At 72.9% G+C, this 11,465-nt stretch carries 10 protein-coding genes and 1 riboswitch; of the genes, 2 read left to right on the plus strand and 8 right to left on the minus strand.

The genetic code is table 11. The features are described from left to right. Nucleotides 1–260: 260 nt before the first annotated feature. Genes MQP27_RS02905 through MQP27_RS02930 form a run of 5 tightly spaced genes read right to left on the minus strand, consistent with a single transcriptional unit; the run spans nt 261 to nt 5,601 of the window. Complete coding sequence (locus tag MQP27_RS02905) at nt 261–1,097, minus strand: ECF transporter S component (protein ID WP_242760592.1); 837 nt, start codon at nt 1,095–1,097, stop codon at nt 261–263. Further along, entirely contained in the window at nt 1,058–2,704 is a 1,647-nt protein-coding gene (locus MQP27_RS02910; protein WP_242760593.1) for an ABC transporter ATP-binding protein, read from the minus strand. The genes MQP27_RS02905 and MQP27_RS02910 overlap by 40 nt, the downstream gene beginning before the upstream one ends. Then, nucleotides 2,701–3,783 carry a CbiQ family ECF transporter T component gene (locus MQP27_RS02915; protein ID WP_242760594.1) on the minus strand — a complete coding sequence of 361 codons (1,083 nt, stop codon included), beginning with the start codon at nt 3,781–3,783 and terminating at the stop codon, nt 2,701–2,703. Before MQP27_RS02915 ends, MQP27_RS02910 begins: the two co-directional genes overlap by 4 nt. Next, entirely contained in the window at nt 3,776–4,393 is a 618-nt protein-coding gene (locus MQP27_RS02925) for an SCO2322 family protein (RefSeq protein WP_372511125.1), read from the minus strand. The genes MQP27_RS02915 and MQP27_RS02925 overlap by 8 nt, the downstream gene beginning before the upstream one ends. Continuing rightward, entirely contained in the window at nt 4,390–5,601 is a 1,212-nt protein-coding gene (locus MQP27_RS02930; protein ID WP_242760595.1) for an SCO2321 family membrane protein, read from the minus strand. The genes MQP27_RS02925 and MQP27_RS02930 overlap by 4 nt, the downstream gene beginning before the upstream one ends. A gap of 114 nt (nt 5,602–5,715) precedes the next feature. Continuing rightward, nucleotides 5,716–5,866: riboswitch (cobalamin riboswitch) on the minus strand. A 57-nt stretch (nt 5,867–5,923) separates the two neighbouring features. Here MQP27_RS02930 and MQP27_RS02935 point away from each other — a divergent pair. Next, nucleotides 5,924–6,598 carry a phosphotransferase gene (locus tag MQP27_RS02935; protein ID WP_242760596.1) on the plus strand — a complete coding sequence of 225 codons (675 nt, stop codon included), beginning with the start codon at nt 5,924–5,926 and terminating at the stop codon, nt 6,596–6,598. Here the strand turns inward: MQP27_RS02935 and MQP27_RS02940 are convergent. Next, entirely contained in the window at nt 6,576–7,562 is a 987-nt protein-coding gene (locus MQP27_RS02940; protein ID WP_242760597.1) for a PP2C family protein-serine/threonine phosphatase, read from the minus strand. The genes MQP27_RS02935 and MQP27_RS02940 overlap by 23 nt on opposite strands. Before the next feature lie 188 nt (nt 7,563–7,750). Between MQP27_RS02940 and MQP27_RS02945 the strand changes: the two genes are divergently transcribed. Then, nucleotides 7,751–9,835, plus strand: a complete 2,085-nt coding sequence (locus tag MQP27_RS02945) for an ATP-binding protein (RefSeq protein WP_242760598.1) — start codon at nt 7,751–7,753, stop codon at nt 9,833–9,835. Nucleotides 9,836–9,887: 52 nt separating this feature from the next. On the opposite strand, the gene MQP27_RS02950 is transcribed toward MQP27_RS02945, so the two are convergent. Both MQP27_RS02950 and MQP27_RS02955 read right to left on the minus strand, forming a co-directional pair. Then, complete coding sequence (locus MQP27_RS02950) at nt 9,888–10,352, minus strand: nuclear transport factor 2 family protein (protein WP_242761372.1); 465 nt, start codon at nt 10,350–10,352, stop codon at nt 9,888–9,890. Between the two features lie 41 nt (nt 10,353–10,393). Continuing rightward, entirely contained in the window at nt 10,394–11,422 is a 1,029-nt protein-coding gene (locus MQP27_RS02955; RefSeq protein WP_242760599.1) for a Strvi_7410 family MBL fold metallo-hydrolase, read from the minus strand. Between the last annotated feature and the right edge of the window lie 43 nt (nt 11,423–11,465).

Below are 11,465 nucleotides of genomic sequence, written 5' to 3' on the forward strand. Positions count from 1 at the left end.
CGGCACCTCTCGGGCTCATACGTCGGCGCCGCGGCCCTGAGGGCTCGTCGGCGCCGTGCGACGTCGTCCAGAGAAACAGGCTCGGAGCGCGTCCGCAATGACCCCTTTTACTAGTTGTGGTCGCATGTGGGGTGCGTGTGGCGGGTGTGAGCTGGATCTCTATGTGCAGGTCAAACGTGGTTATGACGTGGACATGGCGTCCGATATGCACTACTAGATCAGGTAGTGGGTGACATGGGTCATGTGGGGTGGTTCACCGGTCAACGGGCCTCGAATGTGACCGCGGTCTCGAACGCCGCGCGCCGGGTGGCTCTGCGTAGCGCCCTGAGCACGGCCGGGCCGAGGAAGAAGGTCAGTACGACCGTGCACAGCGCCCGGCCCAGGTCCCAGCCCAGCGAGGTGGCCAGGCAGTAGAGGAGGAAGCGGGCCAGGTTGGCGGGGACCGAGCCGTCCGGCTGGAAGGCGATGTTCGAGGCCTGGCCCTGCATGAAGGGCCAGCCGGCGAGGTTGGTGACCGTGCCGTAGGCGAACGCGGCGAGGAACCCGTAGCCGGCCAGCAGCGCGAGCTCGGCCCGGCCGCGCAGGCGCTCCGCCCCCGGCAGCAGGCCCGCGCCCATCGCGAACCAGCCCAGCGCCAGCATCTGGAACGGCATCCACGGCCCCACCCCGCCGGTGAGCAGCGCAGACGCGAACATCGACAGCGAGCCGAGGGTGAAGCCGAAGCCGGGGCCGAGGACGCGTCCGCTGAGGACCATGAGGAAGAACATCGGCTCGATGCCGGCCGTGCCCGCGCCGAGGGGGCGCAGGGCGGCGCCGGTCGCCGCGAGGACGCCGAGCATCGCGACGGCCTTCGGGCCCAGGCCCGACTCCGAGATCGTCGCGGCCAGGACGAGCACGAGGAGGACGAGGAGGCCGGCGAAGAACCAGGGGGCGTCGGCGGCGTGCGCGCCGACCTGGGAGGTCGGCGGGGCGAGGAAGGGCCAGCCGAGGGCGGCGATGCCCACCGCGCTGACGAGGACGAGGGCCGCGACGGAGCGGGGGCCGAGGTGGACGACCTTCACCGCAGGGCCTCCCTCACCTCGGTCACCGTGAGCCATTTCTGGGGGGCCAGGATCTTGCTGACCTGCGGCGCGAAGGAGGGGGAGGCCGTGACCACATCGGCCGCCGGGCCGTCCGCGATCACCTCTCCGTCGGCCAGCAGGATCACCCGGTGGGCGATCTCCGCGGCCAGTTCGACGTCGTGGGTGGCCAGGACGATCGCGTGGCCCTCGGCGGCGAGGGTGCGCAGCAGAGTGGCCAGGCGGGACTTCGCCGCGTAGTCCAGGCCTCGGGTCGGCTCGTCGAGGAGGAGCAGGGGTGGGCGGGCGGTCAGGACGACCGCGAGCGCGAGGGTGAGGCGCTGGCCTTCGGAGAGGTCCCGGGGGTGGGTGGTGTCCGGTATGCCCGGGAGGAGGTCGGAGAGGAGGGCGCGGCAGGTGCCGGGGGTGGCCTGGGCGTCCTGGTCGGCGGCCCTGCACTCGGCGGCGACCGTTTCGGCGTAGAGGAGGTCGCGGGGGTCCTGGGGGACCAGGCCCACTCGGCGGATCAGGGCGGGGGGTGGGGTGCGGTGTGGGGTTGCGCCGCCTACGTGTACTTCGCCGGATGACGGTTTGGTCAGGCCTACCAGGGTGTTGAGGAGGGTGGACTTTCCGGCGCCGTTGCGGCCCATGAGGGCGACCGTCTCGCCGGGGGTGATGGTGAGGGTGATGTTGCGGAGGGCTTGGATGCGGGCGCGGGTTACGGAGAGGGAGTGGGCGCCTGCCAGCTCGGGGGGTGCCGGGTGTTGGCGGCTGCGGGTTGCGTGTGGCTGGTCGCGCAGTTCCCCGCGCCCCTTGGGGGCGCTTGCAGGCTGCGTCAGTTGGTTGCGCAGGCTTGCTGCCCTTCGCCGTGCGTCTCTGACCGTCAGTGGTAGGGGTGTCCAGCCTGCCAGGCGGCCCAGGTCCACCACCGGGGGGTACACCGGCGACACGGCCATCATCTCGGCCGGCGTGCCGAGCGCCGGTGTTGCTCCCGGTGCCGGCAGGACGGCGACCTGGTCGGCGTACTGGATGACTCGTTCCAGGCGGTGTTCGGCCATGAGGATGGTGGTGCCCAGGTCGTGGACCAGGCGTTGGAGGACTGCCAGGACTTCTTCCGCCGCCGCCGGGTCCAGGGCCGATGTCGGTTCGTCGAGGATCAGGGCGCGGGGGTGGGGGGTGAGGACCGAGCCGATCGCCACTCGTTGCTGTTGGCCGCCGGAGAGGGTGGCGATGGGGCGGGTGCGGAGGTCGGTCAGGCCCAGGAGGTCCAGGGTTTCCTCGACGCGGCGGCGCATCACCGTGGGCGGCAGGCCCAACGACTCCATGCCGTAGGCGAGTTCGTCCTCGACCGTGTCCGTCACGAAGTGGGAGAGCGGGTCCTGGCCCACCGTGCCCACCACGTCGGCCAGTTCGCGGGGCTTGTGCGTGCGGGTGTCGCGGCCCGCGACCGTGACCCGGCCGCGCAGGGTGCCGCCGGTGAAGTGGGGGACCAGGCCGCTGACCGCGTTGAGGATCGTCGACTTTCCGGTGCCGGACGGGCCCACCAGGAGGACGAGTTCGCCCTCCGGGACCTCGAAGTCCACGTTCCTGACGGTGGGTTCGGTGGCTCCGGCGTAGGTGACGGAGACGTCTTTGAAGCGGATCACGACGGCTCCTTGGGGGATGGCGCGATGAAGGCGGGGAGGAGGCCGAGGAGTACGGCCGCGGCCGGCCAGAGGGGAAGGGCGGGGGCGACCAGGGGGATCACGCCCGGGTGGAGGGCGGTGGGGTCCTGGGCGGAGGCGAGGGTGAGCGCGGCGGCGACCGCCATGCCGGAGGCGGCGACCAGACAGGCCCGGGCGTCCCAGCGGTCGGGGCGGTAACGGGTGCGGGGCGTGCGGCGGCCGCCCAGGCGCAGGCCGGTGAGGGCCGCGGTGAGGCCGGCGAGGAGGAGGGGGAGGCCGTAGGCGCCGCCTTCGGCGGTCAGCAGGCCGTACGTTCCCGCGCAGACGCCGAGCAGGCCGCCGAGGGTGAGGGCGGTGGTCGTACGGCGGACGGGGGCCGGGACCTCGGCGGTACGGCCGTAACCGCGGGCGTCCATCGCCGCGGCGAGGGCGACGGAGCGTTCCAGGGCGCCTTCGAGGACGGGGAGGCCCACCTGGAGCAGGCCGCGCAGGCCCTTGTCGGGGCGGCCCCGGAGGCGGCGGGCGGCGCGCAGGCGGCGGACGTCGGCGATGAGGTTCGGGGCGAAGGTGAGGGCCACGACCACCGCCACGCCCATTTCGTACAGGGCGCCGGGGAGGGACTTGAGCAGGCGGGTGGGGCTTGCGAGCGCGTTCGCCGCGCCCACGCAGATCAGGAGGGTGGCCAGTTTCAGGCCGTCGTAGAAGGCGAAGGTGAGCGTCTCGGCGGTGATCCTGCCGCCTATGCGGATGCCCTGGGCCCAGTGGGGGAGGGGGACTTCGGGGAGGGTGAGGAGGGTGTGGGTGCCGGGGAGGGGGGAGCCGAAGGCGGTGGCGAACAGGAGGCGGACGAGGAGGACGGTGAGGGCGAGTTTGAGGAAGGCGGAGTAGGGGTGGGAGTGGGGGGTGGTGGGGCGGCAGGTCGCCACGACGTACGCGGAGGTGGTGATGAGGAGGGTGAGGAGGAGGGGGTTGGTGGTGCGGGTGGCCGCGGTGCCGAGGGAGAGGGACCAGAGCCACCAGGCGGCGGGGTGGAGTTGTGTGGGGGTGGGTACCTCAGACATGCCTGCGCCGTCGCGTCTGCCACACCGCTGCCGCGCCCAGTACCGCAACGGCCGCCGCTCCCGCCCACAGGCCCACCGACGGGCCCGTCCCCTTCTCGCTCGCGGGCGTTGCCGTCGTCAGCGGCTCGCCGCAGCCCCGTTCCGGGTAGCCCGCGATCGCGCACAGGAGGGCGTTCGTGTCGTAGCGCAGGGGTTTCGCCACTGCCGCAAGGGCTTCCGCTGTCGTCGCGTCCGAAGGCGCCAGGGCGCATGCCGTGCGGCGGGTCGGTGGGGTCTCGCCCGCCGGGGCGTCCGGCTCTGTGCCGAAGTCGATCACCAGGGCCACCCGTTTGCGGTCCTCCCGCGCCGGGGTTCGCGCGCAGATCGCCCCGAAGGAGACCGGCCCCCGCGGCCTGGCCGCCTCCGTCGAGTCCTCGCTCACCGCGAAGCGGAAGCCCTGGACCTCGCCGTCGGTGGGGCGGATCGTCGACGGGCCCTGGGTGGCGTACGTCCAGTGGGAGGCGTCGTAGGTCCAGAAGGACCAGTAGCGGTAGGACGTGGCATGGGCCGGTGCACCCGCCGAGAAGGTCAGGAACAGCGCGGCCAGTGCCACGGCGGCTCGGCGGATCACTGCTGACGCCTCCGGCCCCGGAGCATCAGCGCGAAGCCGATCAGCGCGCCGATGAGCAGGCCACCGCCGACCGTCCAGGCGACGCCCAGGCCGCCCTCGTCGCTCTTCGTGCTGCTCGCCGTCGCCGTCGGATCGTCGTCCACCCCCTCCGGCTTCGGGCCCGTCGCGTTGAGCTCGGCCACCAGGTCCTCGCCGCCGAAGTCGTGCACATCGCCACCCGGCGTGGCGGCAGCCGCGAAGATCAGCTGGGCGTACGCGGCCGGGCCCGCCTTCGCCGCCCAGGCGCCCGCGTTGGACTCCAGCCAGCGCAGCGGCTTCGTGGCCTTGGCGCCCAGGCCCGAGGCGGCGAGGGCGACCACCGCGTCGGCCGTGTTGCCGTAGTCCGGCTGGGGCTCGGCGCCGGGGAGGGCCGTCGTCAGGTGGCCGTCCTTCGCCAGGGTCTTCGCGAGCCAGGCCGCGCCGTTGGTCCCGGCCCGTTCCGGCTCTTCGCCCTTCTCGCAGTGCGCGGCGGAGTCGTCCTCGTCCTGACGGCTGCCCGCCAGCGTCTCGCCCCGCAGACCCAGCGCCGCCGCGGCCGTCGCGTCCGCGTTGGCCGTCAACTCCCCCTTCTTGTCCGGCTGGTAAGCGAACGCACCCCCGTCCTTCCCGCCGCACGGCAACGCCAGCTTCAGCAGCGCGTCGTACGGCGACTTCCCGCCCGTGCGCAGATTGGGCACGGTCACCCCGCCCTGGGCGAGCGCGCCGATCACCACCGACGTCGAGTTCGCGTCGCTCGCGCCACCCGCGTAGTAGCCCCAGCCGCCGTCCTTGTTCTGCACCGACTTCAGCCAGCGCACCGCCTTGCCGACCTCGGCGTCGTGACCGCCGACCTCCGCGAGCGCCTGCACCGCGGCCCCCGTGCTGTTGGTGTCGGCCTTGCAGGGCGCGTCCGCGCCGTCGCGGAAGGCGGCGAAGGCACCGTTCGCGCACTGCTGCCCCGCCAGCCAGTCCGTGGCCTTGCGGGCCGGCTCGACACCGACCGTGCGCTGCGCGAGCAGGGCCAGCGACTGGCGCCAGACACCGTCGTACGTCGGGTCGGTGGTGCCGTACAGCCCGTCGGGTATCGCCACCGACGGCGAGGGCGAAGGGGTCGCGGCGAGTGCCGGGGTCGCGGTGCCGATCACTGCGGTGGCGGCCAGGGCCGCGGCGCTGCGGCGGACGACGTTCATGATCGGTGGGTGCCTCTCCCGGTGGGGAGCCGGGCAGCACGGGGACACCCCGGGCGGCTCGGCTCCGTATTCCTCGACGGTGCCGTGCGCCGGCGGACTGCCGACACACCTGAGCCGGTCACGTTCCGCGCGGGGCAGTCCGGCTCGCCGGTCCCAGAGAGTAGGACGGCTCACGGTTGCGGGTCAGCGCCGGAATTGCACCGGCTTCCCCCCGTACGGGTGTGATGACGACTCCGCAACCATACCCGCCCGTAACCAGGACCCTGAGGGGTGGCTGTGAGAGGGGCGGTGGGGCGGGCTTGCGACCGGTAGTTTCCAGGGCATGGGGACCACGGGGAAACTGCTCGGCTCCGGCCGCACCTGCGACGTGTACGAGATCGACGGCACCTGGGTGCTGCGGCGCAACCGCGAGGGCTGGGGCGATGCGCTCGCCGAGGGCGCGGTCATGGAGCATGTGCGCGCGTACGGCTATCCCGTGCCCCGCGTCCGGCTCGCCGACTCCACGCGGACCGAGCTGGTGATGGAGCGGGTGGCCGGGGTGACCATGCTGGAGGCGTTCGGGGCCGGGACGATCGGTGTGCGGGAGGGCGGGGAGGTGCTGGCCGGGCTGCTGCGGCAGTTGCACGGCGTTCCGGGGCTCACCGGGAGCGGGCGGGTCCTGCATCTCGACCTGCATCCGGACAATGTGATGCTCACCGGGGGCGGGCGGCCCGTGGTGATCGACTGGAGCAACGCGGAGGAAGGGGACCCCGCCCTCGACTGGGGCATGTCCGCCGTCATCCTCGCCCAGGTCGCCGTCGACGACGGGCCGTTGGCCCATCTGTCCGACCTGGCCCGCGCGGGGCTCGCCGCCCTGCTCACCGACCCCTCCCGGCTCACCGAGGAGGGGCTCGCGGAGGCCCGGCGGCGGCGTTCCCGCAATCCGACCATGAGTGTGCGGGAGGTCGAACTCCTCGGTGACGCCGAGGAGTTGATCAGGACGTACTGGAGGACATGAGCGGCACCGGCACCTCGGCCGGCTGGCACAGGACCAGGGCCAGGTCGTCGGTGGGGCGGGCGCCGGTGTGGGCGACGACCCGGGCGTACAGGGAGTCGAGCGCGTCGTCGGGGAGCGGTTCGCGCAGGGCCCGGCAGGCCTCCGTGAGCAGCGGGAACGGCGTGCCGTCGGCGGCGCGGGCCTCGGTGAGACCGTCGGTGTAGAGGAGCAGCCGGTCGCCGGGCTGTAGCCGCACCCGGTACTGGCGTGGATCGGGCCGCAGTCCCAACGGCGGTACCGGCACGAAGGGTTCGAGCAGCTCGACGCGGCGTCCGGCCCGAAGGGGCGCCGGATGCCCGCAGTTGACCAGCCGTACCTCGCCCGGCCCGAACTCGGCGAGCACGGCGGTCACGAAGTCCTCCGCCTCCAGCTCCGGGGTCAGCCGCTTGTCGAGGTCGGTGACGAGGGCGGGCAGATCGGGTGCGGTGTACGCCAGTTCGCGGAAGGCGGCGATGGTGGCCGCGGTCAGCCGCAGCGCCTCCAGGCCGTGGCCGCGGACATCGCCGACCAGGACGCGCAGGCCGTACGGCGTAACCGCCACGTCGTACAGGTCGCCGCCGATGTCGGACTCGGGGGCGGCGCAGTGGTAGCGGGTGCAGATGCGGGTGCCGGCCAGGTCGCGGGAGAGCGGGCGCAGGATCAGGCGCTGGGTGGAGCGGGCCACCTCGCGGGCCCGGGCGCCGGCCGCCTCCAGGGCCGCGCGGTGGCGGGCCGTGTACGGGACGACGGCACAGGCCAGCACCAGTCCGCCGTACTCGACGCGGAACCCGATCGAGCCGAGGGCGCCCGTCCACGCGCCGATCGCCAGGGCCAGCACCAGCGCGCATCCGGAGACGACCACCGTGCGCCGGAAGCTCAGCCGGACGCAGGCCAGCAGCGGTCCGATCAGGACCGGTGTGATCGGCATCGTGTGCACGAGGTTCACGGCACCCCTTCCTCACTCTCCGTTGCCACCCTGCGACGATGTCCGAATATCCACCCTTCGTCGCATGCCGACATGGACTTGAGCGCAACTCGTCGGAAAGTGCCGCGAAGTGTCCAATCGGCGTGATCTTTCTGTCGTCTATGACGGTGTCGCGCAGGTGTCGTTGCGAAACCTCCACACTGGTCCGCGTGTCTGGGAAGAAGGATGTGCGCGGACCGGGGAACCTGCCGTCCGACGCCCGGGTCTTCATCGGCCGCCGTGACGAACTGGCCTGGATCGCGGGGGAGTTCGGGACGGACGGTGGCGGAGCCCGGCTGCTGACCCTGGTCGGGGTCGGCGGGGTGGGCAAGACGCGGCTCGCGCTGCGGGCGGCGGAGGCGGCCCGGGAGGCGTTTCCCGACGGGGTCTGGGTGGTGGAGCTGTCCTGGCTGCGGCCCGGGGGCCAACTGCCGCTCGCCGTGATGGAGGCGTTGCGGCTCGCCGACCAGACGGCCGGGTCGGTGATCGAGGCGCTGTGTCTCTGGGCGGGCGACAAACGGCTGCTGCTCGTCCTCGACTCCTGTGAACACGTGCTGCCGGACTGCGCGGCCCTCGTCGCCGACCTGCTGGCCGCCGCACCCGGGCTGCGGATCCTCGCCACCAGCAGGGAACGGCTGGGGCTGCCCGGGGAGCGGATGCTGGAGGTCGAGCCGCTGCCGGTGAGCGAGGCCGACGCCCTGTTCGTGCAGCGGGCCGCCGCCGTCGACCCCGCCCTCGCCCTGGACGACACGGCCCGGGAACGCGTCGCCGACATCTGCCGGATCCTCGACGGCATCCCGCTGGCGATCGAACTGGCCGCCGCCCGGCTCGCGTTGTACCCCCTGGAGAAGCTCCACGAACTCCTCGCCGACCACCTCGGCTCCCGCCTCGACATCCTCGCCGCCGACCAGGAGGGCGAGGGACCGCCCCGCCACTGGACCCTGCGCACCACCATCGGCTGGAGCCACGAGCTGTGCGCGCCGCTGGAACGGCTGCTGTGGGCCCGGCTGTCGGTCTTCGCCGGTACGTTCACCACGGGCGCCGCCACCTCGGTCTGCGCGGGCGGCCCGCTGCCCGCCGACCGGGTCGCGGGCGTGCTGCTGCGGCTGGTCCGGCAGTCGATCGTGCTGCGCCACCCGACCGACCCGGAGCGGTTCCGGCTGCTGGACACCGTCCGCGAGTACGGCGCCGACTGGCTGCGCGAGCTGGGCGAGGAGGAGGCCGTACGGCTGCGCCACCGCGACCACTACCGGCACTTCGCCCGCGAGGCCTGCGCCGACTGGAACACGAGCCGGCAGGTGGCCTGGTGCGAGCGGGTGCTCATCGAGCACGCCGACCTGCGGGCCGCGGTGGACTGCGCGCTGGCCGAGCCCGGCGGCGGCGCCGCGCTGGAACTGGCGGGATGCGCCGGGTTCCTGTGGCGCAACTGCGGGATGCCGCGGGATGCCCAGTGGTGCCTCGACCGGGTGCTGGCCGAGCAGCACGAGCCGGGCCCGGACCTGGTGCTGGCGCTGTGGTCGCGTGGGGCGGTGGCGATGAACCAGGGCGACCTCGAAGTCATGCAGGCCTGGGGGGAGCGGTGCGTCGACGCGGCCCGCGCGACCGGCGACCCCGCGATGATCCGGGCCGCCGCCTATCTCACCGGCGGGTATCTCGCTCTCGTCGGACGGATGCCCGAGGCCCTTGAGACCCTGGCGGCGGACTCACGGCTGCTGATCGGCATGGACTGGCGGGGCTCCGCCCTCGTGATGAACAGCCTCGGAGTCGTCTACAGCCACATGTACGCGGGCGAGTTCGACAAGGCGCGCGAGGCGGCCCGGGTGACCCGCACCAGCAGTGTGCGCTGCGGTGAACGCTGGTCGAGATCCTTCGTCGACGCCATCGTCGCCCAGATGGACGCCATGAGCGGCGACACGGACGCGGCCCGCCGCAACTGCCGCGCCGCGCTGACCGGGCACCGGCTGCTGCACAACACCTTCGGCCTGGCCTTCACCCTCGACATCCTGGCCGAGGCCGAGACAGCGGGCGGCGACGGCCGCTTCGCCGCCCGGGTGCAGGGCGTCGGCCAGCGCATCTGGGAACTCCTCGGCCGCGCCCAGATGGACTCCCCCCAGCAACTCGCCGCCCGCCGCACCCGCGAACACACCCTCCGCACCCGCCTCGGCGACGAGACCTACGAACAGGCCTACGCCGAGGGCACGGCGATGTCGTACGACGAGGGCCTGGACTATGCGTTGGGGGAGGCGGGGGCTTGAGGGGGGTGGGCTGGTTTCGCGCCGGGCATGGCGGGGGTGAGAGGCGGGCCGGTTACGGGCCGGGGCTCGTGGGGGCCTGAGGTGTTGGGCCGCCGAAGGGCAGGTGCAGGCGGCGGTGGGCGAGTAGCCACTGCCCGTTGACCCGCCGGAACTCGTCCTCGTAGTGGCCCACTTGGACCGGCGGGCCGGCCGGGAGCATGTCGCCGGTCCAGCCTTCGACCCGGTACGTCGTGAAGTACGAGGTCGCCTCGGCCGTGTCCGGCGAGGTGAGGGTGACCCGGATGTTGGACATGACGCGCCGCGAGAGCTTGTCCGGCGGCCGGGCCCCGAAGTACGCCCGCAACTCGGCCCGCCCCACGGACCGCCGCCCGTCCCCCGGAGGCGGCCACTCCCACACCCCGTGCTCAGTGAACAGCCCGGCGACGGACGCGGGTTCACCGAGGTCGAGACGGTGGACGAAGTCGAGGACGAGACGCTCACAGGCACGCTCGGCAAGCAGCCGCTCCAAGGGATCCATGGTCATTGGTAGCAGCACACCCGCCGTACCCACGACCGCTTTTACACCGCCACGTATGCCACCGGCTCGCTCCCCGCCACCGCCTCCGCCCGCCCCAGCTTCACCAGTCGCCGCAGATGTGCCTCGGCCTCCGACACCGCGATGTTCCTCGATCCGTACGGGATCTGGTCCCAGGGCCGGTTCCACTCCATGCGCTCGGCGAGCTGCCAGGGGGTGAGCGGTTCGACCAGGAGGGAGCGGAGATCGGCGAGGCGTTCCTCGTGGTGGGTGAGCAACTCCCGTACCCGGGCGGCCCCGTCGGTGAAGGCGTACTGGTGGGCGGGAAGCACCTCGGCCGCGCCCAGGCGCCCGATCCGCTCCAGGGAGTCGAGGTAGTCGCCGAGCGGGTCGGTGACGGTGGCGTCGTCGGGATCCTCGTACAGCCCGATGTGCGGGGTGATCTCGGGGAGCAGGTGGTCGCCGGAGAACAGGCGTCCGTGGCCGGGGAGTTGGGAGGGGTGTTCCTCCTCCAGGTGGAGGCAGACATGGCCGGGGGTGTGACCCGGCGTCCAGATCGCGCGCAGCCGCCGCCCCGGGAGGTCGAGGAGCTCGCCGGGGACGAGTTCGCGGTCGGGGAGGGCGGGGGAGAAGCCCGGCAGGGTGGTGCGGGGCGCGGCGTCACGCAGGGGCGCGATGTGCTCCTCGGGCGCACCGGCGGCGGTGAGCTTGTCGGTCATGTACGCGAACCAGCGCCCCGGTTGCGTCTCCCGCGTCCGGCGCACGATCGCCGTGTCCGCCGCGTGCATCGCGACCCACGCGCCGGAGGCATCGCGCACCTTGCCCGACAGGCCGTGGTGGTCGGGATGGTGATGGGTGATCACGACCCCGTGGATCTCCTCGACGGAGGTCCCGCAGCCGGCCAGCCCCTCGGCGAGCACCGACCAGGAGGCGGGGTCGTCCCACCCGGTGTCCACCAGCACGGGCCCGCGGTCGGTGTCCACGACATACACCAGCGTGTACCCGAGCGGGTTGTCCGGAATGGGCACCTGAACGGACCGTATGCCTCCACCATGATCGAACGTCGTCGCCATCTGTCCTCCGCTCCACGGCCATTGCTCACTATAACTAGAACTG

The organism is Streptomyces cylindrosporus, from assembly GCF_022698165.1.
GTDB lineage: Bacteria > Actinomycetota > Actinomycetes > Streptomycetales > Streptomycetaceae > Streptomyces > Streptomyces cylindrosporus.

What these genes read in the sequence shown, in the direction of transcription:
- MQP27_RS02905 (WP_242760592.1), bottom strand. Translation starts at nt 1,097, where the DNA reads ATGGCTCACGGTGACCGAGGTGAGGGAGGCCCTGCGGTGAAGGTCGTC.
- MQP27_RS02915 (WP_242760594.1), bottom strand. Translation starts at nt 3,783, where the DNA reads ATGTCTGAGGTACCCACCCCCACACAACTCCACCCCGCCGCCTGGTGG.
- MQP27_RS02930 (WP_242760595.1), bottom strand. Translation starts at nt 5,601, where the DNA reads ATGAACGTCGTCCGCCGCAGCGCCGCGGCCCTGGCCGCCACCGCAGTG.
- MQP27_RS02935 (WP_242760596.1), top strand. Translation starts at nt 5,924, where the DNA reads ATGGGGACCACGGGGAAACTGCTCGGCTCCGGCCGCACCTGCGACGTG.
- MQP27_RS02950 (WP_242761372.1), bottom strand. Translation starts at nt 10,352, where the DNA reads ATGGATCCCTTGGAGCGGCTGCTTGCCGAGCGTGCCTGTGAGCGTCTC.
- MQP27_RS02955 (WP_242760599.1), bottom strand. Translation starts at nt 11,422, where the DNA reads ATGGCGACGACGTTCGATCATGGTGGAGGCATACGGTCCGTTCAGGTG.